Origin of the sequence: Vibrio sp. 10N.247.311.14, from assembly GCF_041467715.1 — a bacterium.
GTDB classification, from domain to species: domain Bacteria; phylum Pseudomonadota; class Gammaproteobacteria; order Enterobacterales; family Vibrionaceae; genus Vibrio; species Vibrio crassostreae_C.
The window spans coordinates 1-24,774 of record NZ_JBFSVE010000069.1; the positions used below are offsets into that span (position 1 = coordinate 1).

Below are 24,774 nucleotides of genomic sequence, written 5' to 3' on the forward strand. Positions count from 1 at the left end.
GCCGGCAGATTTACAGTCTGCTCCCTTTGGCCACTCGGGAACCCCTCCAGGGTGTTTTTTCCTAACTCATAATGGATAGGCTAAAGAGATGTTTTTCCCAACGCATCTCTCAAGTGCGGAGCGCATCATAGCAAACACGCTAAACCTGTAAAGGGTTTTTCTTATGGTTTTGTGTTAAATGCTGCCTTTTTGGGCAAAGATGGCGAAAAGTACGCATATTGCTCGTGAAGTGAACATCTGTACTAAGGTTTACGTACTGATAGGTAACACCTTGAGGTGACAGGCTTTCTGTATTGTGTTCAATGTGTCTAAAACGTGATGAAACGTAAATGGAATTTAATCTAGATTTACACTTCTTGACGTTACAGCATTCATCAGTTGATAGAATACGGTTAATTTCATTTATAGATAATAATACCTATCGTAGTAAGTAACTTGTCATTCTAGCTTGCTAAAATGCTCGAGAACAGCGTCAGATATTTTGATTGTAGAATAACTACTTATCGAAACTATCTGTTGAAAAGAGCTGCCTTGTTCTCAAGCCTTTTCCCTACGCTATTTCTGACCACTTACTCACTGTGATTGGTATAAACTTACTTGCAGACCATTATTATGAAGCGTAAATCTGTTTTAACCCTGCTTAGCTTGTCTATTCTTATGGCGTCTCCAGCCGTACTCGCTAAACGTATGGGCCCAAGCACTGTCACTGTTGTTACTGAGCAAGTTGATATTCACCAAGTTAGCCAATCTCTTTCTTTGGTCGGTAAGCTAGAAGCCGAGCAATCGGTAATGATCACTTCTGAAGTGGCTGGCAGAGTGGACTCTATCAACATTAAAGCCAATCAAGATGTCACTAAAGGGCAGATGTTGGTTCAACTCGACGATGACAAAGCAAAAGCGGCAGTTGCAGAAGCGCAAGCTTATCTAAAAGACGAGCAACGTAAGCTAGCGGAATTTCAACGCCTAGTGAAACGTAACGCGATCACGCAAACTGAAATTGACGCTCAGAAAACGAACGTAGAGATTGCCAACGCTCGTTTAGCTGCTGCAAATGCCAATCTGAAAGATCTTCACATCAGCGCGCCATTCTCGGGCACTGTTGGTTTTATCGACTTTAGCCGCGGTAAAATGGTGACAGCAGGTACTGAACTCGTGACCTTAGATGACCTATCGGTAATGCAATTAGATCTGCAGATCCCGGAGCGCTACCTTTCTAAACTGTCTAAAGGTATGAAAGTAACGGCTCGCACTAGCGCATGGGGCGACACTCAGTTCACTGGTACTGTAGTAGGCATTGATTCTCGTATTAACGCTGAAACCTTGAACCTTCGAGTTCGAATCCACTTCGACAACAATAATGATTATCTAAAGCCAGGTATGTTAGTGGCGGCGGATATGGACTTCCCACCAGTGGAAGCGCCAATCATTCCAGTTCAAGCGCTTGAGTATTCAGGTACGAAGCGTTTCGTTTATGTTATCGACGAAGATAATAAAGCAACTCGTACAGAAGTTTTCCTTGGGGCACGTATCGATAACGAAGTCGTGATCGACAAAGGCATCGAAATTGGCCAGAAGATCGTGGTGCAAGGTATCGTGAACATGCGTGACGGCGTCTTGGTTCAAGAGCTTGCCGTTAATCGCCCAGCTGATGCAGCAAGTGATAAAAAAGCACAAGAAGGCGCTAACTAATGTTGTTATCTGATGTTTCTGTAAAGAGACCAGTAGCGGCCGTCGTATTGAGCCTACTATTGGTTGTGTTTGGTATTGTCTCTTTCAATAAGCTCGCGGTTCGTGAGATGCCAGATATTGAAAGCCCGGTAGTATCGATCAGTACTCGTTATGAGGGTGCGTCTGCCACCATCATTGAAAGCCAAATAACCTCCAACCTTGAAGACCAGTTATCCGGCATCAGTGGTATCGATGAGATCGAATCCACAACGCGTAACGGTATGTCGCGTATCACGATTACTTTTGAGCTTGGTTACGACCTCAATACCGGTGTGAGTGATGTTCGTGATGCTGTAGCTCGTGCGCAGCGTTCATTGCCCGATGAAGCCGACGACCCAATTGTTTATAAGAACAATGGTAGTGGTGAAGCTTCGGTCTACATCAACTTAAGTTCGACAGAGATGGACCGAACGCAGTTAACCGACTACACCGAACGTGTGTTGATTGACCGCTTTAGTTTGATTTCTGGCGTGAGCTCGGTGGATATCTCAGGTGGCTTGTACAAAGTAATGTACGTCAAGCTGAAACCTGCGCAGATGGCGGGTCGTGGTGTTACTACCTCGGACATCACTTCTGCTCTGAACAGTGAGAACATTGAAAGCCCAGGTGGTGAAGTACGTAACGATGCGATTGTGATGTCGGTTCGTACTGCTCGTTCTTACACTGAAGCGGAAGATTTCGAATATCTAGTCGTTAAACGTGCCTCTGATAACACACCTATCTACTTGAAAGACGTAGCGGATGTTTACATTGGCGCAGAAAACGAGAACTCGACCTTTAAGAGTGACGGCGTTGTTAACGTAAGTATGGGTATCGTGCCTCAGTCAGATGCGAACCCACTTGAGGTGGCTGACTTAGTCCATAAAGAAGTCGAAGCAATTCAAAAGTTCTTGCCAGACGGTACTCGTTTAGCTGTCGATTATGACTCAACAGTCTTTATTGACCGTTCAATCTCAGAGGTATACAGCACACTCTTTATCACGGGTGGCTTGGTTATCCTTGTGCTTTACATCTTTATTGGTCAAGCACGTGCAACACTTATTCCAGCGGTAACCGTACCTGTATCTCTGATCTCGTCGTTTATTGCCGCGTACTACTTCGGTTTCTCTATCAACCTGATTACCTTGATGGCACTTATCCTGTCGATTGGTTTGGTGGTAGATGATGCGATCGTGGTGGTTGAGAACATTTTCCACCATATTGAACGTGGTGAGTCACCGCTGCTTGCGGCCTATAAAGGTACTCGTGAAGTAGGCTTCGCGGTAATCGCAACAACGCTTGTATTGGTAATGGTATTCCTACCAATCTCGTTCATGGACGGCATGGTTGGCCTATTGTTTACCGAGTTTTCTGTATTGCTTGCGATGTCGGTGATCTTCTCGTCGCTAGTCGCATTAACGCTAACGCCAGTGCTAGGCAGTAAGATCCTTAAAGCGAACGTTAAACCAAACCGTTTCAATTTGTTTGTCGAGCGCGTATTTGGCAAGCTTGAGTCTGGATACCGCGCGGTATTGCGCCGTGCTCTTAACTGGCGTTGGGCCGCTCCAATCATCATTATCGCGTGTATGGGCGGTAGTTATGGCTTGATGCAACAAGTGCCGTCGCAACTGACGCCACAAGAAGACCGTGGTGTTATATTTGCGTTTGTTCGTGGTGCCGATGCAACCAGTTACAACCGTATGTCTGCCAACATGGACATCGTTGAAGAACGCTTAATGCCATTGCTTGGTCAGGGCTTCTTGAAGTCATTCAGTATTCAATCACCAGCGTTTGGTGGTAATGCGGGTGACCAAACGGGCTTCGTAATCATGATCCTAGAAGACTGGGATGAGCGTGACGTTACCGCACAAGAAGCGTTGAACGAAGTTCGTAAATCGTTGAACGGCATTCCAGATGTGCGTGTATTCCCGTTCATGCCGGGCTTCAAAGGTGGTTCAAGTGAGCCTGTTCAATTCGTACTTGGTGGTTCTGATTACTCTGAACTTCAGAAGTGGGCAGAGCTCTTAAAGCAAGCGGCTGAAGATTCTCCAATGATGGAAGGCGCGGACATCGATTACTCTGAGAAAACACCAGAGCTATTGGTAACCGTAGATAAGCAGCGTGCAGCAGAGCTAGGTGTTAGCGTTTCAGACATTTCAGATACGTTAGAAATCATGCTTGGCGGCCGCAGTGAAACGACCTTCGTTGACCGTGGTGAAGAGTACGACGTGTATCTGCGTGGTGATGAAAACAGCTTCAACAACGCGAACGATCTAAGCCAAATCTACATGCGAACTCAGTCTGGTGAGCTGGTTACACTTGATACGCTGACGCACATTGAAGAAGTGGCTTCATCGATTCGTTTGTCGCACTACAACAAGCAGAAATCGGTGACCATTAAAGCGAACCTAATGGAAGGTTACACGCTGGGTGACGCGCTCGATTTCCTTGATGAACAAGCGATTGAACAGCTACCGGGTGATATTTCAGTGAGCTACTCTGGCGAGTCAAAAGACTTTAAAGAGAACCAATCAAGTATCCTAGTGGTGTTTGCGCTAGCGATGCTGGTCGCATACTTGGTACTGGCCGCGCAGTTTGAAAGCTTCATTAACCCGCTGGTGGTGATGTTCACCGTACCTATGGGTATCTTCGGTGGCTTCTTAGGCTTGGTGCTCATGAGTCAAGGGCTCAACGTCTACAGCCAGATTGGTATGATCATGTTGATCGGTATGGTAACCAAAAACGGTATCTTGATCGTAGAGTTTGCTAACCAACTTCGTGACCGTGGTATTGAGTTTGAAAAGGCGATCATTGATGCTTCTGCTCGACGCTTACGTCCAATCATGATGACGGCATTCACGACGCTGGCTGGTGCAATTCCATTGATTACTTCAACGGGCGCAGGCTATGAAAGCCGAGTGGCTGTGGGTACGGTTATCTTCTTCGGTATGGGCTTCGCGACATTGGTAACTCTGTTCGTTATCCCTGCGATGTACCGACTGATTTCAGGATCAACACGCTCTCCGGGTCACGTGGAAGCGGAACTTAATAAAGAGCTTAGCCATGACAACGTGGGAAGAACCTCTCACGGTTAATGAACACGCACGATTAATGAACACGGAATAGTGTAACAATATTGAAAAGCCTGCGTTTGCTCCTAGCGAATGGCAGGCTTTTTTACAGCCAACATATCTAATAAGTTGTTGTGAGGGAGTAATAGTCACTCCCTTTTTAATTGAATTTATTAGATTGTTAGTCTAACCTAAAGTTAGATTAACTTTAAAGGGGCTGTTATGGATCACTATTACCATCTCATTGCAACAAGTAAAGAGGTAGAGATTGGGGATATTGAAGAAGATATCTCAGGAGATAAACCTGATTTCTCTATTCACAAACCTATGCGTTTCGATGGTGTGAAATTACTGTTTACCTCAGAGGGTGAGCCTGAGTTTTATGCTAACGCTTATATTCTGAGTCGTCGTATCGTTGAAGGTATAAAGAACACTGAACCTACCTCTTATGCTTTACTTCGTTTCTTTAGGTTTCTAGGGAAGAACAATCTCAACTGGAATGACGAAAATCAAGAGCTTGAACGTTATCCCATTTACCTGTTCCGAGCTTACTTAAATAAGCAAATTGACAGCGGCAATATGAGGCGCAGTGTAGGTTCAACAACCTTGTCCGTAATTAGAAGATTCTATGTGTTTTGTCTGCGACATGGTTATGTTGAAAACCTCCCTTTTGAAGTAACTGGTTACACCAAATATGGCCAGATGCTTACAGACATAACCATTACCAGCCCGAAGCAGGAAACCACGTTAACACCAATGAATGACATGGATATTCAGCATATAAGAGACAACTGGCATCGTGCAGGGGTTTCAGGTGAGTTTAGGTTACTCGTTGCAACTGCTATCAACTCAGGATTAAGAGCAATAGAGGTTGCTGACTTAAAACCTCGCCATGTGAAAGTGCCCAAGGGGTTTAGGGGTAAAACGTTCACCAACATTAAGATTGGTAATTCTCACGGTTGCCGAACTAAGTTTGGTACAAACCGAGTGATTTCAATGCCAGTGTGGTTAATGGAGCAGTTATCTAAATACTGTGAAAGTGAGCGATATAAGGAGCGTGCTAGGTTGTATTTTTACAATACAGGTGATGAAGATGCCCCTATTTTCATCACTAAAGAAGGTAATAGATTTAAAGAAGAAAACGAAAAATCAAACTCAATCGACGCCCTCTGGAGTAAATTGCGAAGTGCGATAAAAGAGAACAGTAATCCGCATTTTGACCATATTTTTCATGATACAAGAGTCACTTTTCTCGCCAATAAGTTTGAGCTTTTGGTTAACATGGATGACATCACAACCTCCCAAGCATTGAAGTTACTCAAAGATGAAGCGGGTCATAAAGATTTAAGTGTCACCATGCACTATTTAACGCATTGGGAAGGCAATCCAACTAAGAATCAAGTGCCTGAATTAATGATGAACTTACTGGATGAGGCTGACATTTTATGACCGATAAAATAGATGTTAACAAGCCAGAAAATGCTCGCATTTATCGCTCTATCCCAACGGATGAAATGCAATCGGACAACCCGTTAGCAACGATTCATCAATGGAAGTATGTGTGGAAAAATGGCAACGGCACTAATTCTAACTGTAATTTTGAAGAGTTACTGCAATACAGCACCAAGAAGCATGTTCGTTTTCTTATCTCTAAGTTTGACCAGTCTGGGTGGGCTGAGTCTGGAAAAGTGGTATATTTTACAGACATAAAAGCCATATTGTCGCACGCCTTTAATGAGAAGAAAGGAAAGCAAAAGGTTGAGTTATCCCCTGAATCTGCCAGTACCTACATTCAAGCGCAGTGGTTTTCAATAAGAACAATGGGTGTTGGGTTGCGTGGTAGACCTAAAAAGGCCAAAACCCTCGGGTGGGAGGCATCGAAATACAGCTCTATGCTCAAGAAATTTGGTTTGGGCGCAATTCCCAAGGCACTTCGAAACCTTGACACTAACTCTGCTTCTCTTGATTCGAACAACTACACCCAAAAAGAGTTAAAGAAAATAGGTCGCGCTCTTTTATCCGATAGAAAAGCGCTCAATAAGCGTTATCTGGACGAATCTATTAGCGATTATCAAAGAAGGTTGGCGTTTGATAGCTTAATAAATAATGCCGTATTTCTATACATCTATTACACGGCGGTAGGTCCGGCAGAGGCGCTAAATACCTTCGTGTTAGAAGATGAATGGAAAGTCGATAACATCGGTGGGAACCGCATCTCCGTTAAGGGCTTAAAAACTCGTGGTTACAAAGAAGAAACGCGTTCATTTACTCCTAGGGCTGCATCAAAAACCTTTTTTGAAGAACACATTCAGCTATCAAAACTTAACGCTGAAGATTTAAAGTTGGATAAACATTACTTGTTTGTTCGCAGAAGCGGTGAAACACCTAATCACATGAACTTGCGGTACTACGTTAAAGGATTGATGGAGCGCTCTACAACGTTAAAGTTGGCCGTATCGAGCAACCCAAACTTTAAATTGAGCTGTATGCGGTTAAAGTCCTCGATTAAACAGTATGCCGAGAGTCAATACGGTCGGATGGGAGCAATGGAAAGCTCACGCAACCAATCAGAAAGCACTTGGAATAATTCGGAATATGGCAAGAACTCCAAGGCCATCGCAAGGAGAGAGCTGGCGGTAGGCGGAGCGACATTATACGCTTATGCTCAGAACCCGACAGGTGGCGCTACGGTCGCTATTGCAAAGACAAAAGCTAAGTATTGTGAGGTTTTATCAGTTGAAGAGGCTGATGCACTTAGAACAGCCTCTAAGCACACTGTTGATGATGTATCCAATGGTGGTATCTGTAAGGGTGAGGACACACCTCAGAAACGTGAATTCCAAAAGACGAATTTGGATGTAGGGTTGTTAGAAGAAGACGATGTAAAGGATTTGGGATGTGGGTATGTCATTAAATGCTTTATGTGTCGTAACTTCGCCGTTGTCGACGAAGTTCATGATATTTGGCGTTTTCTTTCATTTGAACTGAGGTTCAAAGAGGCGTTAATTGCTCATAAAAATTTAACGCATTTCATTAAAAACTTCAGTGACGTTCAATCTTCCATCGTGGAAATCAAAAAACGCTTTAAAAAACGCAACCTAAAGGCCGCAGAAGCCTACCTCAAACGTCAAGGGTGTCATCCTCTGTGGGATGAAGATTCCATTTCAGATGTCTTTAAGGGGTAACTATGTTCAGTATTAGTCACGACCACGCTTTATTTGACAAGTATTCGTTACCAACCACTACAAACTACCCTATGCCGACGAACCGTACCGTGGTAAGTGTGAACAAAGATGGTAGCCCAGCCTCTTACTTTGAGGATGATGTGTGGGATTTCAATGATTTATTTAATACCACAAAGGCATCTGAGTCACAGTACAAACTAGCGTTTCAAAGTGCCAAACATAACCCCAAACTACTTATTGAGCTCAAACAAAGAATGTATTGGTTAATATGGGGAGGTAAAGGGGCATTATTAAGCGTTGAAGGTGCTGATACTTTTCGTAAAATTGAGAGCTTATTGTTGGTACAACGTAAGACTGAACTCACATTAAGAATGTTTTTTGACACAAGTATTGACTCTTTTGGCTACTTGAACAGTGAAATTGTTTTTTCGCAATTGGTCGAATCATTGAAAGGCCAAGCAGAGAAAATAATTGTACTTAAGCTCGATGCTTTGAGTGTCTTAACACAAGTTAATCAGTATTTTCCAGAACCTCATCGCTTTCAAATCCCATACCAAGAGGGGCAAACAGCCAGAAGTCTAGCAAAGAAAATTGCTGGCTCTGGCAAAGGGCACCACCCCACAGTAATTCCAGTGATTTATGAGCAATATTTATCTCGTATCATTAATGACGTGGAATCAGCGTATACAGAGTTCTTAAATGGCCGTGATTTTGATGGTGATGTTGAGAGTGAATACAACGCATTGGTGGCAAGTATTGATAGTGGCGCCGAAGTAAAAGCGCTATATCAGGAGATGACGGCTGGCGTTGATATTAAAGAAAAGGCTCAACTCAACAAGCTCTCAGAAAGTGAACTCGTTAATGATTTTATGGAAAAAGCAAAGGATGGGGTTGAAGCGATTTATCGCAATCAAGCGCATCGCTCGGTACTAGAAGCTTATAATAAAGAGAATCCGTTGTTGGACGTAAAGGAATATGCAAAAAGCAATGGCATTACAGAACGGCAGGCAGTGAATGCGTTTAACGTTATTCGAGGCGCATGTTTTGGGGCGTGTTCAGCATTTACAGGCATGAGAAACAGTGAACTAACACAAATTGACAGTACCTCATACCAAGAGGTCGATATTGATGGCATAACACTGTGTACGATGCGGTCATGGACGAATAAGCTAGAAAAACTGGCGCGTGAGGATACGTGGGCGTGTGCACCAATTTGTGAAAAAGCATTGTTGGTGTTATCTGTACTCAATGACCACTATCGCTCAGAATCGGGGGATATTCACCTCACGCCTCGGTTTAAATTTGATGGCTCAGTTGGCAGGGGTGACAATATAAAGCGCCAGCTAAAGGATACAGTATTGAATACTGTTAACATTAGGGGTCTATGGGGGTTTTATGGTAAACACCTTGATATTCGTTATATTCCAGATGAAATGGATGAACTGTATAACCTATTAAATCCTGTCGTGCCAAAGATATATTACCCTATCAAAGAGAATGGTAGTGGAGAATTGTACTGGCACTTTTCAACTCACTCATTAAGACGAACATTTGCCCATTTTGTTGTTGGGCATGGTTTGGTATCACTCGCATCATTAAAACACCAGTTCAAGCACATTAATCTATCTATGACTGCCATTTATGCCAGTCATTCAGAAGTTTTGACGCTCATGGGCATAAAAAAGCCAGCAGAAATCAAGAAGCAGATTGAAGTGCAATATAATGCACAACATCATGATTACATGAAGGATATTATTGAGCACCCAGAGGAGCAGTCAGGTGGATACATACAATCCTTTGAGGGGGATGGAGTGAAAAGTTCTACTGAGTTTAATGAACTGGTCAGTAAGACAAAAGGCGCAAATAAATCAACAGGTTTTGGTACTTGCTTTGCAGGAGACTCGTGCAGTATGAATCACTTATTTGAGTCTTCTAAGTGTGTAGGTCGAGATTGTGAAAACCTCAATGTCAATAAAAGAGAAGCTGAGAATTGGGTTAGAAGACGTGAGGGCTGTATAACTAAAATTGAAAAGATGAAAGAGATGAATTTGTTTAATAAAAGCTCTTTAGCCACTCAGCTTAGTGACATTAGGGCGGCTGAAAAGGTGATGTCAGATCACGGCATTGAATTTGATAAATATAGAGTAGAGGCATAAGCATGGCAGCGGTAGCTGTAAAGCTAGAGAACGCTTTTAAAGCACTTTTGAAGGAAGGGAAAAAGATTAGTCCGTTCGCTGTCGAAAAACGTGCGGGAGTGTCTAACGGCTCTTTGAAGAATCATGCTGAGTTGTTGGGGAGGGTGCTTGAAGAAAAAGAAAAATACCTTTCAGATCCAAAGAAAGTAGGTGTGGTTAAGGCGAAGGAAAATAAGTCAAAAGCTCAGGTTTCAAAGGATAAATATCAGGAAGTGTTGGAGCAAAACGAAAGGCTCAAAACTAAGAATGAGCAGTTAGAGTCGGAGCATGTTGTCATGGCTGATAAGGTGGCTCAAATGACTTGGGAGTTACATCGCTACAAAACCAAAACTAGAAAAAATTCGACGAGCGTGAAGAATTTGAAGGTGTAATCAAAAGCCTGAAATGGCAAATGTCGACGGACAATAAATTTTGCTCAGTTTTAATAAAGTCTGATCTGTTTTGAGTAATGTCAGGTCTGGATGAGCGAATTAGCTAACACGCTTCTGCCCCAAAGTCATTTATAGCCACACCTAATATCCACATCCCTTGCATTGGTTTACCTTAGAAAAACTAATGACTGGTATTCGCAAGACTCTATTTGGGCGGCAATGCAGAAAACAAATATTTGAAACGTATTAGTGAGTTGCAAAAGTACTTTGTGAGAAAATGTATTGGACGGTTAAGTAACCTTATTGCGATCAGTAGACATTCACGAGAATTGACCTCTGTTTTGGTTTTATCTAGCAAAATCACTATGGCTTAACTTGAGGTTTCACTAAAGTTGGAGAGCCATTGTTGGAACTGTTCCAAAGGCATAGGTTTGGCATAGATGTACCCTTGAATCTGATAGATACCACGTTGTTTGAGGTACTCCACTTGTTCTTTAGTTTCTACACCTTCAGCTATAGCTTTTAAGTTAGATGTTTGAATAAACGAAATAATGGCGTCTAGTACACTAGTTTTGACGTCTGTTGTCTCAATAGTATCGACAAACATTTTGTCTATTTTTAGCGTATCGATACCAAGTTCTTGTACATAAGAAAAGCCTCCATAGCCGGTACCAGCATCATCAAGCTTCAAGTTTATGCCATATTGATAAAAGTGTTTTAATGTGGATTTGGCACGCTCTAGGTCCGATATTTCTAACCTCTCTGTAATTTCTAGACTTACCGATTTTGCGTTAATTCTAAAGGACTCGCAAAGACTAATAACTTTGTGATAGAACTGTTCGTTCTCTAGATGCTCAGGAACAATGTTAATACTCATAAACTGTTCACCTGATCTCCAATCAAGTGTAATAATGTCTTGTATCACTTTATCGAGTAGTTGATCTGTTATGGGTATGATAAGGCCGCTATCTTCAGCGTAAGGTATGAATTGGTATGGGGGAATGACAGAACCATTGGCTTTACGCCATCGCACCAAGACTTCGGCGCCAACTATCTGATTTGTTCGGCTATCCACAATGGGCTGATAGTAAGGGATAAATTCTGAGCTACTAATGGCTTGTTGCAGTATATGCTCTAGGGAATGGCGCGAAGAAATGATGTGATATAGAAAGATAGTTAGCAAAGTAGCGAGGACTAACGAAGCCACCACTGTACCTAGAATGCTGACTTGGGAGTAAGAATCATAGAATTGCTTATTTGAAGAGAGTTGCAGTGTGATATTTAATGGACCCTCTTTTCGGCTTACTTTTGATACCGCATAAACCGAATCAATAGGTTCGCTTTCGAACCGTAACTCGGGGTCACCTTCAATTTCGATATTATATGCAATGCAGTTAGAACACTTAGACTCTTCTAAGTGTCCAATAAGAAAGGGGGTTAGGCTGGCAAAAAGCTGCTCGGTATTATGCTGTTTGACCAACAAAAGCTCATCACGAGAATCATAGGTATCTTTGGCCGCCATTAATTTTAGATCGTCAGTAACGTTGTGAACCGAGTATCGTGAAAGGTGAAGTTTGGGCCCTTCGGTTGCACATTTAATCACTTCATTTTCGGCTACCCCGAGCATTCTTATACTTACGTGGTTGTATACATCTAAACTTAAGTCATTAAGAGCTTCGGGTGTACATTTATCTCGAGTTAATATGGCATGTTTATTAAGAATATTATGGGCGTTCAATAACGACTTATGGAAATCAAAGAGTAATAACTCGGCATCTCGGCTTAATGCCTTTTCTACTAGATAACTGTTTACAACACTGAAACTCATACTGAAAAGGGTCGAAGTCGTAATGAAAAATATAATCAATTTCCAATTCTTCAACATTAGCTTCATTCTCCGCATTATGTAGCATAAAAACTGGGTCATAACGGCTTTTTTAGATGAGTATCCACTAATCCGCCAGGCACTATTCAACTCTTTATCTTATTAAATTTTCTACTCTATACAAGATAGTTGGTCATTGGAACCATGGTTTCGTTTGACTAGTTATTTCTTAAGGTTTGCTTGCCCGTGATTATATTTATCATTCTTGTTTTAAATGAATTTAATTGAGCGAATTATGATAGAACCTGAGTGTCGTGAGGAAGTGATGTTACCTCATTTTTCTTAAGCTTGTGTTAAATAGCAAAGGAGAACACCATGTTTAAGAAACTTATCACAACTTTTGCATTATTTGGTGTTGTATCTTCAAGCGCTTTCGCGGCTGATTTTACTTTGTCCAGTAAGGATATTTCAGAAGGTAGACAATTAAGCATCCAGCAAGCTTTCTCTGGATTTGGCAAACAATACCTCAATTAAGTTGGTCAAATACACCAGAAAGCACACAGAGCTTTGTAGTCACAGCTTATGACCCTGATGCACCTACGGGTTCAGGTTTCTAGCATTGACAAGTAGTTAACTTACCCGGCGACGTGACTACCTTACCGACGGATGCTGGCAACCAAAGGAAGCTACCCAGTATAAGAATGATTATGGTTTTACTAGTTTTGCTGGAGCATGTCCATTAAATGGTCGAACGCATCGCTATCAATTCACCGTTTACGCGCTATCTAAACCGGTCGATATTCCAGAAGGTGCATCTTCGTAGTAGTTGGCTTCTTAGTCAATGAGTTAACACTCGAATCAGTGACATTAGAAGCACTATACAAACGATAACTTTTACAGGAGGCGCTAATAAGAAATGGCTGCCAAATCTAAAAGAACATTCATAGGAGATGACAGCTTTGAGGATGAGGTCTTTGATGGAAGTGGTGTGCTTTCAATTTTGGATCTCTTAATACTGATTGGAGCGCGCAAGTTTAGGGAGCTTTCTATTAGTGTCATTATTGTTCTTTCCACCCTACCGTTTTCTTTATCAGCACATTCAGAAAATGGTGCTGAACATGGTCATTTCTACCTTGCTGCCAAGCTAGGAATAGCTCAAGTTAAGCCTGAGCTAGACTATAACGCCTGGACACTGAAAGATAATCAAGTAGCTACGATAGGTGCCTCGCAGGGATATGCTTTCGATATTAACCATTCAATTGAGTTGACCTATCGCCGGTTAAACAAAGTGACACTTCGAGCGCAATACCCGCAACACAGATATCGATTACCAACACTTTGGTATCAACTACAGTTACACAGCTATGGGATCCATCTTTCTAACCATTTTTGTCTGTTGGACTCGGTGGGTTTGATATCACATCAACAGGTTCGCCGGTTGAAATAGAGAGTAGAATCCAACCCTAACTTGGTGTTGGCGTAAATCTCTTCCAATTTGGAAATATCGTATCTGATGTCAGTTGGAATTACCTTTCGGGAGATATGAACGTTATTGAGTTGGGTTTAAGTTACCAATTTAGATGAGATTAGGGATACTTTTCCAGCTTCAACTTGGGCATTCGTCAGCCTATAGTTTGCATAATTGCGGATCCCAAGTCTTCTCTCCTAAAGCGCGTCTGCAAAGTTGATGAGAGATAAGATCCTCGTCTTTTAGCAAGTTGACACCACGAATCAAGCTCTGCGATCATTAAGTCAAAAGTACGTTCACCCCATAAGGCTTGCAGCTGCTCTTTGAGCATATAGATCGCACAAAGAGTCTTATTACTTTCAAGTAAATCATCCAGCTTATCTGACTGCTTATCACTTAAATTCGGTGCATTTTTGAGGAGTAAAAATAGCGTCCCCTTAAGAATTTTTTTTCGTCATGCGTTCCTTTCCTAAACGCTTTATTACGCTCTATCCTTATCAGAAGAGAGTAGTTCTGCATAACGTGAAACCGGTCAAAAACGATGTCTGCTATTCGGAAGAGCCTTTCTCACTGTTGATTGGTAAGATTGGCCCATCTCCATTGATACCGCTTGGATGCCGTCTTTCGTTTGTGGTGATAATTATTCAAAAAAGTTGATGAGCACGTTTGAAGTCCGTCCATGAGCAACCCAGATAAGTACCCTGAAACGAGATCATATACAACGGTCATATAGTCATGGCCTTTAGCTCTAGCGACTTCATCAACATCAATATAAACAAGGTTGGTCAACTTCTTAGGCTCTAAAGCGGGCAAGGTAGATAACAGAAATGCTTTATCGATGTTTTTCACGGTTTCCCAGCGAATGTCTAAACGCTTAGACACGGCGTGGATGCTAATATAGCGGCATAGTCCATTAATAAAGTGACAAAATCTCTTGGTATAACGACCACCCTTATCAACAAAATCAGTGGCTTCAATCAACCTTCGGCCGAGCCTCTCTCTTGTCTCAGCCAATTCGATTTCTATAACGCAAGGGCGACCATTGGCAGGTAAATCTGACAGGCGACGTTGAATATAGTGGCTAACAGTACGCGGGGTAAAAGACTTTACAGCATCTGTCTCGCTTGCATTTGACGAGTACTGAATGTGAGCTCTCTTCGAGCCTTACAGACTGTACGGATTAGCCTTTAAAGTTAAATAGAGCGGAAAATAATAGCGACAAACTACAACACTAAGATCTAAGGCGGGAAGTAATTATAAATTCAATATGTTACTGGTTTTATTGTTAATTTATAGAGTCATCTAAGCGGAGAAGAGCCCTCAAACTAATCTATTTCTCGTCTATTTAATTAAACCGCTAACAAAATTTTGTCCACCCAAGTGCCAATATAGCAGTCGTAAATACGGTCAAAGGCTTCGGCAATATCGCATAACTTAAAATAGGGACCGTCGCGGTAACTACTAGAATAATGCTCCTATGAAAAAGTATTTATAAGTCTAAAAACCGAATGGGTATCAGTAACAGGTTACCGGCCCCAAACTCAGGCTAAGAGATATCAGCTATTATTTGGTGGACTACTACAATAGGTAAGGCCCCGCTAAGCAAATGATGGTCAGTTCCAGTTAAGGCCGAAAACGGACGTAAATTAGTGCTCGGAATTTTTGACCACCTTTCGTGGAGGGCATTATGTCTAGACGAGTTGGGCCTACTGTTAATATGGGTAGGTCTTTCATTTAATTGAAGCGGTATTTAACACCTAAGCTAACGCTATCTTCTTCTAAATTTACTTGACTAGATTTCATAGCAAATAAATGGTTGTAGTTGCTTTGGACTTGAAGCTTTTCATTTATGATGTAGCCAATCGACATCCCCACTTCAGGGCCAAAATCAGATTTACTATATGAGTTATAAGTGTAATCAGCGTACGTAATCCCGGCTTCCGGCGAGATATAGAAGTTAGATGTTTTGATTGGTATTGGTTTCTCTACAGCTAGGGTGTAATAGCTATAATCTACGGAATTATCTGAAAGCGTCGCAGCTACGCCTTTAATATTTCCCCAAGGCAGCTCAGCGGAAGCTTGAAACCTCGGCCCATTAACATGAGTGTTAGTGTTTCCAACCTTGATGGTGCTGAACTCATAACTGATGCCAGCGGTACTTGATATCGGTTGAGCATACGATAAAGCTGGCAGTAAACAGATTATAGCAAGTGACCATAGAGTGATTTTTTTCATATTTTGACTCCTTTACAATGAATCCACACTATAAAAAAACACTGTTCATATGAAGTTTTATTTTTTCAATTTAAGTTATCAAAATTGTTTCCGTTGGTACAAAATACACCGAATAAAGCATTTAAAGCTTCAAGATACTTTTTCTAATCGAACCTGGTCATTTTAGTGCAATAGTACTAACTATCTTTTGTCCAGAAACGTTTTTAAAATTGATCAAACTCTATTGTCCTCCGACAACAATGGCTAGATATAGAGCGAGCATAGGGTCAGATAGAGTTTAAAAGTAGGTAGTGGTTAGGGGGGAGTTGGTGATCTTAATTACACATCCCTGTGTATGCGTATTTCGGTGATTGCGATCGCTCGTTTCGGTTTATTCCGATCACTTGATCCTGCCGTTTTTCTCTCTTCCTATTTTTACTCTAAGTGATCGGATTGCGCCAGTTTTCTCATCGACTCACCTCCTAGTTCTATTCGATGACTATTGTGTACCAGCCGATCCATTAGAGCGTCTGCGACAGTGGCGTTACCGATCATGTTGTACCACTCCTTTACAGGTAACTGACTGATGACGATCGTGCTGCTGTTTTGGTAACGATCTTCAAGCACTTCTAATAAGTGACCAGCATGCTCTTGGGTTAGCTTTTCCATCCCCCAGTCGTCGAGGATTAGTAGAGCTTTCTTAGCCAACGATTGAAGTTGCTTTTGATAGCTACCGTCCAGACGACCTGCGGTCAGGTCATCAAGCAGGCGAGTTAATCGGTAGTATCTGACCGTGTGTTGTTGGTCGCAGGCACTGGTTGCCAGTGCGCAGCCAAGATACGTTTTGCCAGCACCTGTTGGGCCTGTGATCAAGATATTCTGGTGCTTATGTAGATAACTGCCCGTTAGAAGTTCGCTCATCTGTTTACGATTGAGATTTCGTCCCTCCTTGTAGATGAGTTGGCTCGGCTGAGCATCCACTCTCAGTTTGGCTTGCCGTTTTAAGCGTTGGATTTTTGTCTGATTGCGATTCAAGATTTCACTTTCCAGAAGTAGGCTTAGCCTTTCCTCGAAGTCCAGCTCTGCGTAGGTGCTCAGTTGTTCTTGTTGCTGCTCTAACGCTTTCACTGCATGGCTCAAGCGGAGGGTTTTGAGTTGGTCGTTCAGTGCGTTCATTTGTATTTCTCCTAGTGATAACAGTTCGGGCCACGGACATTGCTATGAACAAGGTTCGGCGTGCTCGTGTTGTCTTTGCTCAGTTGTCCTTCACGATTGTTCTTCAGCAGATTGTTGATGAAGGTGTAGTTCGGTTTTGTCAGCATCAGCGCATCTTTACAGGCTTGCTCTAAGCGCGACTCGCCATGCGCTTTACTCAGATTGAGCAGCCCAAGGCAGGAGCGATACGACTGCTCTGGATGAGGCTTGGAGTAGAGCATCTTATTGATGACTTCTCGTGTGGCTGGGCCGATATTGGCTCCCCAGTTGAGCAGGCGCCCAGGCGACCACTTCTGATGTTGATGATTACTCGGCATGTGCTCTGGTTGGGTGCTGTTTCCGCGCTCTCTTTGGCTGCGTGGATGCTGGGCTACCAAGTTACCTTGATGGTAGATCTGCACCAGACGGTTGGAGGCTTCCAGTTCGACATGGTGACCAACAAGTTGATGTGGCACCGAGTAGTAGTGGCGGCGATATTCTATGTGATAATCAGGCCCAACCTTGGCTCGCTTGGTTTCGGTATAGAGGTATCGCTGCTTAGGTAGCGGCTTTAACGCTGGCTTATCGAGTTTGTCGAACAGCGCTTTGCGGCTCGCACCATACTGTTTCATCTCACGTTCGTTTAAGTCATTCATAAGCTCACGGATGGCAAGGTTCAGCTCTTTGAAGGTATGGAAGGTTTGATGTCGTAGTCGCATCATGATCCAGCGTTCCACTAGGAGCACGGCATTCTCTGCCTTGGCTTTGTCTTTCGGTTTGTAAGGGCGAGCTGGCATCACTGCGGTTTGATAGTGATTCGCCAGTTTTTGATAACTGTCGTTAAGTCTCGGCTCATAACGATTGGCTTTGGTGACCGCGCTACGTAGATTATCGGGAACCAAGAGCTGTGGTACACCACCGAAGTGCTCGAACGCATTGGCATGCGCCTCTAACCAGTAAGACTTACCTTGACTCGGGAAGGCTTCAACATAGGTGTAATTGGACGCACCTAAGGTCGCCACGAACACTTCTGCTTCGCGCACTTCACCTGTATCAGGGTTGACCACTTGAAGCCGAGGCCCACAGTAATCGATAAACAGCTTGTCACCTGCCACATGGAGCTGGCGCATGCTGCGCTTTTGAGTTTTGAACCAACGAGTGAAGTGCTCGCAGAACTGAGTGTAAGCGTAAGCTTGTTCTTGATATTGCTCATGGTATTCCTGCCACAACAACATCTTTGTCATGCCTTTACGTCTGAGTTCGACTGCGTATTGAGTGAAGTCTGGCATGACTTTATCGCGACTGGCTTTCTTGCCGTGATACAGCGCTTGCGTGAGATCAGCATCGCTGCAACTTTCGGGTAGAGGCCAGCCAAGTTGGCTTTGTTTAAAGCGAGTAAGGAGTTCCGATATGGTGGACGGGCCGAGTTTCAGGCAAGAAGCGATACCACGATTGGAGAGACCGCAGTCGTACTTAAGGCGTAATACCTCTTTGATTTTGTTCATTGGAGTTCTCTTTTTGGCCATTGTCGCTTCCTTACGTTCTTGTTTAAGAAGTAAAGAATAGCGAGCTATTGATTTAAAAGAGAAAAAGGAAGGATTTCGGGCATTCCGATCGCGGTTTTCGCTATTCCGATCACCGATTTCGGAGTTAGGCTAAAAGTGATCGGATAATCGCGGAATCAGTGATCGGTTTAAACCGAAATGGGTGATCGGATAATCCCGAAATGACTGATCGGAATGCTCCGAAATATGCATGTGTAACGTATTTTGAATGTCAGCTGGCTTTAAAGAGCTTCATAAATTGACTAAAGCGTGGAATCAGGTTTTGCACAGTCGGCGCATCTGGAATCTCATTTACAAAAATCATAAAGCGCTGTGCTTTACTTTTATCACCTTGAGCAGTCCCTGCTAGTATTGCTTGAGCTAAAATTACATGCTCAGCGGTAACGTCCTTATTCGAAAATTCGTGAATCAACATAGAAAATCCTAATAAGTATAAATACGGATATAATAATACAATATATTGATGTTTATATCGATAGCTTATGGCATTCATCAATGTCAGATTTGTGTAAAAACAATACTGGACAGTGAGCTTAGTGACTTTCCATACTTATGCTAATTCGTGATTTGCTAATACTTGGTTCTTCGAAACTCATTTATGTCCAAAAGCTTCTTAGATAGCGACGATGTGGAATTGTGACGATGTGGAATTGCGCCGATGTGGAATTTCTTTAGCAAAGCATATTTTCGAGCAAGCTAGCTCTTTTCGCTGACATTAATTCACCAATCTAACTTCTTGTAGCTGAGAGTGATGAGAACTGGAAGTCTAGGGGATCAATAACCAGCAAGTCAGAGGAATTAGCCAAGCTTACCATTTTACCAACATATCCCTATAATGCTATTGAGGTCACACTGAACAAGAGAAACGGTATGAGTAAAATAATTATGGCAGCCTTCGATGGCAGTGCTAATGATAGTATAAGCGGTATCATTGCTAAAGTTATGGTACTTCGTCTAGCAGATTCGGAGTATAAAAATAACGAATTTTATCTATCAGATGAAAACTATGAATTAGCGAATATTATTATTGATCAACTAGATGATCAAACCCAAAAGCTAAGGGAAGTTTACCGTGAGATAAAGCGATCAGCGCATGTTGATAGCTACTTTGACAACTTAACTATCGATGAGCTGTTTGTGGCTAATAGTTGTATCCGAGAGTTTGAAATGATTCTCAATGCAAAGTACTACGCCATGAGTTGTGCCGTTATCGTTTCAGGGGGATCAGTGATGCAAATAATGAAACAGGTTCGTATGTCTGCAGCTAAGTTACGGAGAGCTATTGGTGATCTTATGTCTGTCGAGCGCCAACTTCGAATAGCTTCAACGAACAAATATGAAAGCAGCTTTGAGATGACTAGTGATAAAGTAACCAAGCTCAAATTGGCAACAGAAGCGGCGATCACCAGTTATAGTTGAGGTAGGTTTAGTTGAAGAGCCTCTGAGTTCCAAAGCTAAAATGTACTAATTCAGCTGAAAGTTACTCATTTATTTTAATTTACTGCTTGTTGTTAGCTTTTCTCAAAGTAGTGTTCTTATTTTGGGAGCACAAAAGGACGGCTTGATCCGCCCCATCATAGTTGGATATTAAGTTAAGCCTCTTCATACCTACAGTTTTCCAAGGCTTCCTAATTTAGCACAAAACCAGACTCGTTTTTGTCCAGACTCTTGCTAGGGAGTGGGCGTACTCGGTGTGGGCGTACTCGGTAATTACGCTTTTGAACTCCGTCAACAAGAAGCAGTACAGTAAGATCCTAAATAGCACCTATTTAGTCAGGCCGCAGACCAAATCTAAGTCTGGATAGTGCAACTAGACTTCACGTTTACTTTTGGCTAGCAATGATGAAATTAATTCTTTCCTCTCACTCTCTGTCATTTGAGAAACAATACATGCTAGTTCTGCGGCGCTTGCATCTTCACAGAAAAAGTAACTTAAAGGCACACCTAGTTCATCTGCCAATAGCTTTAAGGTTTGTACGTCTGGGGTGTGTTTACCCTTCTCGTATTGATTCATTCTAGGGCTAGCAGAGCTTTCATCCATACCTATACGTACTCCCAATGCTTTTTGAGAGAGGTTTGCTTTTTTGCGGGCTTCTTTGAGCCGCACTGGAATTGGGTTTTCGAATGGCACTTAAGTTTCATGTCTCTGATCTCACGGTAACTAAGATTTTCTTAGTTTTACTGATTTCTGTATACTAAGCAATCCTTAGTATTTTAGTGGTATATACGGTACATGAAGCGTTTTTTGAAAATCAGTGATGAAATGCACAACCTATTGATTGAAAAAGAGATGGATGGTTTTTTAGTTGTTGAGCTAAGAGATGCATTTGTTTCGATTAATGACTCCTATGTTGATCCGGATGATGCTCGTCGTAAGGTTTATCGACAACTCCTTCGTTTGGTGAAGAATAATTGGCTTCGAGTTGAAGGGACGGGGCGGCAGAAACGATACTTTCAAACAGACTTATTTAAAGGTCTTCAAATCGATACTGTATCAGACAACACTAAGGTTACTTTTTCCACCTCGTCTGATTACTCGGTATTAAGGCACGAACGCAATCAGCACAAAGGTGAGCTAGAGATTGTTTTTGGGGAGATTAATGAGTATCAATCTCTCTGTAGCCGCTTTCCTGAACTCGAGCCGAGGTTGCTTCCACTTCTTGAGCAAGCAAGAGAGCATTCAGCGCAGTTATTAGGAAGAGTGAATGTACTCACAAGTGTTCTCAAAACACTTTGTGAGGACAACCAGTCGTGCTAAGACAATGGCAGACAGAATGCTCAGAGAAGGCATTACAGAAATACAGCTCAAACCAGCAGCACTTCTTCTGCCAAGCAACTCCAGGGGCAGGAAAAACAGTATTGGCTGCGACGGTCGCTTCAAAGTTGCTGCAAGAGGACAAGATCGATCTTGTATTGTGTTTCTCTCCCTCTTTAACGGTTTCAAGCGGAATAAAGAAAACCTTTTCACAGATTCTTAATTGTACCTTTAATGGTGGATTAGGTTCTATTGGACGATCTCTCACTTATCAGTCGATTCAATTTCTAAATGAGGAGTTTTGGCTGACGCTAAGAAATCATCGAGTTTTTGTGGTCTTTGATGAGATACACCATTGCTCTGGTACAGAGATTGAAAATGCGAATGTTTGGGGCCAACAAGTCCTTGCAAAGATTCAAGGACTCGCAACGTATACCCTTGCTCTTTCAGGGACTCCGTGGCGTTCAGACTCTTTGCCAATAGTATTGGGACAGTACAGCGATCCTGACGGGATACTTTTGGTTGATTATCAATACACGTTGAAACAAGCAATCGGCGATAAGGTTTGCAGAGCCCCTAAGATTGTTTTGGTTGATAATGAACATTTGACCGTGACGAACGATGAGAAGGTGGAGTCTTTTACTTCAATATTGGAAATGATTAAGCAGACCAAGGCCTCATATCAAAGCATCATTCATAATGAAGATGCAATGGAGTACTTACTTGGGTTGGGTTGCAAAAAGCTTGCAGAAATCCGTTCTCGATCCCCGACGGCTGGAGGGTTAATTGTTGCTGCATCAGTTCAGCACGCACAAACAATTAAAAAGGTACTTTCTGAAAAGTATGCTCAATCGGTCTCAATAGTGACCTATCGGCATGAAGAGCCTTTAGCAGAGATTGAACGTTATAGACGAAGCGATACTCAATGGATTGTTAGCGTTGGAATGATTAGTGAGGGGACCGATATTCCGCGCCTTCAAGTGTGTTGTCACATGAGTTCAGTCAAAACCGAATTGTACTTCAGACAGGTGCTCGGGCGAATTCTTCGTGTGAACGGCGTGACAAATCAACAAGCGTGGTTATTCACCTTTGCTGAACAAAGCTTGATTGACTATGCAGAAAGGATTGAACACGATATTCCTGAGTCGTGTATATATGCAAAATGGAAAAATTTTGCAGAAGCCGAGCCAGATACTAAGCGCAACCGTCTGAGCGAAAAGGGGGTGCTAGAAGAGCGTGGAGGACTTAGCTCTAAGCTGGTATGGAATGGCACAACAAAGAACACTGATAATATTGATATCGCACTTGGCGCGTTTGATGAGCTTCGGCTCGGAGCTTTTAGACAGCGGGTAATATCGGCATTTTTGGCTTCTTGAGTAGGCCTATTATTTACCAAGCCGCTTAACTCAATCAAAATTCAGCGTTTTTACTTTGGGTGGCGTAGCTTAGGGGCTCGTTAATACCACACGTTAGTTCTGAATTGCTCCTGGCCCGAAAGAGCTAGTAAATCCTGCTAGCTCAAAAATGTCCAAAGCCGTCATAACTTACCAGTCAAATATCATCCTTTTACTGAAGATAACATCTTTATTCTTAAGTGTAGTGGGTGAGTGAATTTGGTCAATTGACTAGAGGCTTTGCAATACTTCAGATAATCCGCTAGAAGCTAAATTAAGAAATCGTGTAACTCATAATTGTCCGTGCAACCTGAAGTCGTATGAAGCGTTGTTCACCGCTTTATGAGTGAACCGTCTGTATCACCAGATGAACCTACGAGCCTGAATAAAGCAGCGGCTCGGACAATGTAACGAAACTTGGCCGTTTGGCTAAGTGGGAAAATAATCGTGAGAGGACGTTCCTCCTGAAAACCACAATTCGGGTTAGTGCTAGGTAGTCAGTATGATGAACGTATGTGAATCCATTCAAGGTGCGTTATGTGATGAAGCAGCGGAAGTGGTTAATACGCTGTGGCCAAAAGGCAATGAGAGTTGGAAAGAGGTTGGACAGTACTTTTTCGTGGTCGCCGTACTCTCCGCACTATAGTGGGCATCTAAGCTGACATTTTACGTAACATACGGAACAGGGTAAGCCTGAATTACTCCCTTTGGGAAAGCCTTTGTGGCCGATAGTGATGCAGGTATAGGAGGTCGGAAAAAGCGAAAGCTGCATTGTAATGATGTAGATACAGACCTGTGTCTGATCACGAAAGTGAGCCCACTTCCGACTGGTCTCCCGTTGCGAGAGAATTTGAAGAACTTTATTCAAGGAGAAAAGCAAATGATGATCTCGAAAGAGATTAGTGCATCTTCTGACGGCGCTCAATGGCAGTCCATCGACTGGAAATCCGTTGAAGCACACGTATTGAAGCTTCAAATGCGTATCGCAAAAGCAACGAGAGAAAAGAAACACAGTAAGGTGAAGTCCTTACAGTGGCTCTTGACTCATTCTCGCTCAGCCAAGCTTCTTGCGGTTAAGCGAGTCTCTAAGAATAAAGGCAGTAAAACGCCTGGAATAGACGGTGTCACCTGGAACACAGATGCACGCCGTATGAAAGCAGTCAATCAACTGAGTCGCAAGGCTTACTCTGCAAAACCACTCAAACGTATCTACATTCCCAAAAAGAACGGCAAGCTCAGGCCATTGGGTATTCCATGCATGATTGATAGAGCGCAACAAGCCCTCCACCTTCTAGCATTAGAGCCTGTGTCCGAAACGTTTGCCGACCTCAATAGCTATGGTTTTAGGCCAAATCGCAGCACGGCTGACGCTGTCAGTCAGTGCTTCAAATGTTTGGCTCTAAAGCGATCAGCGAAATGGGTTCTTGAGGGAGATATTAAGGCTTGCTTCGACAAAATCGGGCATCAATGGCTTATGAACAATATCACGGTAGATAAACGTATGTTAGAGCAATGGTTAAAGTCTGGCTATGTGGATAAGGGTCTGTTCTATGATACCGATGAGGGAACACCTCAAGGTGGAATAATCTCTCCAACCTTGATGCTAATGACTCTCGCGGGAATAGAGCAACAAATAAAATCTACAGCCCTGAAAAAGGGCGCTAGGGCCAACTTTATCGGTTACGCGGATGATTTCGTGGTCACTTGCTCTTCAAAGGAAGTGCTAGTGAACGACATCAAACCGTTGATTGCTGACTTTCTGGGTTTCAATCACAGGAAGTACAAAGGGAAATTGCTCATTAAACCGAGCAAATCTAACACGCTGTTATT

20 protein-coding genes and 2 pseudogenes are annotated in these 24,774 nt (G+C 42.7%); 15 read left to right on the forward strand and 7 right to left on the reverse strand.

The features are described 5' to 3' along the window. Positions 1–612: 612 nt before the first annotated feature. From AB6F11_RS19650 to AB6F11_RS19675, 6 genes are all read left to right on the forward strand, one after another. Complete coding sequence (locus AB6F11_RS19650; RefSeq protein WP_102393841.1) at positions 613–1,689, forward strand: efflux RND transporter periplasmic adaptor subunit; 1,077 nt, start codon at positions 613–615, stop codon at positions 1,687–1,689. Further along, on the forward strand, positions 1,689–4,802 hold the full coding sequence (gene vexH, locus AB6F11_RS19655) for a vibriobactin export RND transporter permease subunit VexH (protein ID WP_017062023.1): 3,114 nt from the start codon (positions 1,689–1,691) through the stop codon (positions 4,800–4,802). The genes AB6F11_RS19650 and vexH overlap by 1 nt, the downstream gene beginning before the upstream one ends. Before the next feature lie 198 nt (positions 4,803–5,000). Further along, positions 5,001–6,227, forward strand: a complete 1,227-nt coding sequence (locus AB6F11_RS19660) for a site-specific integrase (RefSeq protein ID WP_102420184.1) — start codon at positions 5,001–5,003, stop codon at positions 6,225–6,227. Next, positions 6,224–7,963: a hypothetical protein gene (locus AB6F11_RS19665; protein WP_102420185.1), complete on the forward strand. Its 1,740-nt coding sequence runs from the start codon at positions 6,224–6,226 to the stop codon at positions 7,961–7,963. Before AB6F11_RS19660 ends, AB6F11_RS19665 begins: the two co-directional genes overlap by 4 nt. A 2-nt stretch (positions 7,964–7,965) precedes the next feature. Next, a complete protein-coding gene (locus AB6F11_RS19670; protein WP_102420186.1) occupies positions 7,966–10,119 on the forward strand; it encodes a site-specific integrase in 2,154 nt (717 codons plus the stop codon). Positions 10,120–10,121: 2 nt separating this feature from the next. Further along, positions 10,122–10,529, forward strand: coding sequence for a hypothetical protein (locus AB6F11_RS19675; RefSeq protein WP_017088856.1), 408 nt, complete (start codon positions 10,122–10,124; stop codon positions 10,527–10,529). A gap of 370 nt (positions 10,530–10,899) precedes the next feature. Here the strand turns inward: AB6F11_RS19675 and AB6F11_RS19680 are convergent, their stop codons facing one another. Next, positions 10,900–12,414: an EAL domain-containing protein gene (locus AB6F11_RS19680; protein ID WP_102420187.1), complete on the reverse strand. Its 1,515-nt coding sequence runs from the start codon at positions 12,412–12,414 to the stop codon at positions 10,900–10,902. 315 nt (positions 12,415–12,729) lie between these two features. Here AB6F11_RS19680 and AB6F11_RS19685 point away from each other — a divergent pair, with 315 nt between their 5' ends. The 4 genes and pseudogenes from AB6F11_RS19685 to AB6F11_RS19700 all read left to right on the forward strand — a co-directional run bounded on the left by AB6F11_RS19685 (position 12,730) and on the right by AB6F11_RS19700 (position 13,801). Beyond that, a complete protein-coding gene (locus AB6F11_RS19685; protein ID WP_016793461.1) occupies positions 12,730–12,888 on the forward strand; it encodes a hypothetical protein in 159 nt (52 codons plus the stop codon). After that, a complete protein-coding gene (locus AB6F11_RS19690) occupies positions 12,876–12,971 on the forward strand; it encodes a hypothetical protein (protein ID WP_261382846.1) in 96 nt (31 codons plus the stop codon). The genes AB6F11_RS19685 and AB6F11_RS19690 overlap by 13 nt, the downstream gene beginning before the upstream one ends. A gap of 71 nt (positions 12,972–13,042) precedes the next feature. Continuing rightward, a pseudogene (locus tag AB6F11_RS19695) lies at positions 13,043–13,177 on the forward strand (YbhB/YbcL family Raf kinase inhibitor-like protein); the annotation flags it as partial. A gap of 93 nt (positions 13,178–13,270) precedes the next feature. Further along, positions 13,271–13,801, forward strand: a complete 531-nt coding sequence (locus tag AB6F11_RS19700; protein WP_102420188.1) for a hypothetical protein — start codon at positions 13,271–13,273, stop codon at positions 13,799–13,801. 140 nt (positions 13,802–13,941) lie between these two features. On the opposite strand, the pseudogene AB6F11_RS19705 reads toward AB6F11_RS19700, so the two are convergent. The 5 genes and pseudogenes from AB6F11_RS19705 to AB6F11_RS19725 all read right to left on the reverse strand — a co-directional run. Next, a pseudogene (locus AB6F11_RS19705) lies at positions 13,942–15,044 on the reverse strand (ISL3 family transposase); the annotation flags it as partial. A 512-nt stretch (positions 15,045–15,556) separates the two neighbouring features. Then, positions 15,557–16,057 (reverse strand): outer membrane beta-barrel protein, encoded by a 501-nt coding sequence (locus AB6F11_RS19710; RefSeq protein WP_102420189.1) that lies wholly within the window; start codon positions 16,055–16,057, stop codon positions 15,557–15,559. A 414-nt stretch (positions 16,058–16,471) separates the two neighbouring features. After that, positions 16,472–17,212, reverse strand: coding sequence for an IS21-like element ISVch3 family helper ATPase IstB (gene istB, locus AB6F11_RS19715; protein WP_011988345.1), 741 nt, complete (start codon positions 17,210–17,212; stop codon positions 16,472–16,474). Positions 17,213–17,223: 11 nt separating this feature from the next. Next, positions 17,224–18,756, reverse strand: a complete 1,533-nt coding sequence (gene istA, locus AB6F11_RS19720) for an IS21 family transposase (RefSeq protein WP_017101221.1) — start codon at positions 18,754–18,756, stop codon at positions 17,224–17,226. Positions 18,757–19,006: 250 nt separating this feature from the next. Next, positions 19,007–19,210, reverse strand: coding sequence for a pyrophosphatase (locus AB6F11_RS19725; protein ID WP_102420170.1), 204 nt, complete (start codon positions 19,208–19,210; stop codon positions 19,007–19,009). Positions 19,211–19,665: 455 nt separating this feature from the next. Here AB6F11_RS19725 and AB6F11_RS19730 point away from each other — a divergent pair, with 455 nt between their 5' ends. After that, positions 19,666–20,214: a hypothetical protein gene (locus AB6F11_RS19730; RefSeq protein ID WP_133151314.1), complete on the forward strand. Its 549-nt coding sequence runs from the start codon at positions 19,666–19,668 to the stop codon at positions 20,212–20,214. A gap of 391 nt (positions 20,215–20,605) precedes the next feature. Here the strand turns inward: AB6F11_RS19730 and AB6F11_RS19735 are convergent, their stop codons facing one another. Next, a complete protein-coding gene (locus AB6F11_RS19735) occupies positions 20,606–20,926 on the reverse strand; it encodes a helix-turn-helix domain-containing protein (protein ID WP_048662950.1) in 321 nt (106 codons plus the stop codon). A 114-nt stretch (positions 20,927–21,040) separates the two neighbouring features. On the opposite strand from AB6F11_RS19735, the gene AB6F11_RS19740 reads away from it, so the two are divergent. From AB6F11_RS19740 to AB6F11_RS19755, 4 genes are all read left to right on the forward strand, one after another. Beyond that, positions 21,041–21,553 carry a hypothetical protein gene (locus tag AB6F11_RS19740; RefSeq protein WP_372130717.1) on the forward strand — a complete coding sequence of 171 codons (513 nt, stop codon included), beginning with the start codon at positions 21,041–21,043 and terminating at the stop codon, positions 21,551–21,553. Then, positions 21,547–22,926, forward strand: coding sequence for a DEAD/DEAH box helicase (locus AB6F11_RS19745; protein WP_102420173.1), 1,380 nt, complete (start codon positions 21,547–21,549; stop codon positions 22,924–22,926). The genes AB6F11_RS19740 and AB6F11_RS19745 overlap by 7 nt, the downstream gene beginning before the upstream one ends. A gap of 520 nt (positions 22,927–23,446) precedes the next feature. Beyond that, positions 23,447–23,590, forward strand: coding sequence for a hypothetical protein (locus AB6F11_RS19750; protein ID WP_170962378.1), 144 nt, complete (start codon positions 23,447–23,449; stop codon positions 23,588–23,590). A gap of 234 nt (positions 23,591–23,824) precedes the next feature. Next, a partial coding sequence (locus AB6F11_RS19755; protein WP_372179651.1) for a reverse transcriptase domain-containing protein occupies positions 23,825–24,774 on the forward strand: 950 nt, incomplete at its 3' end.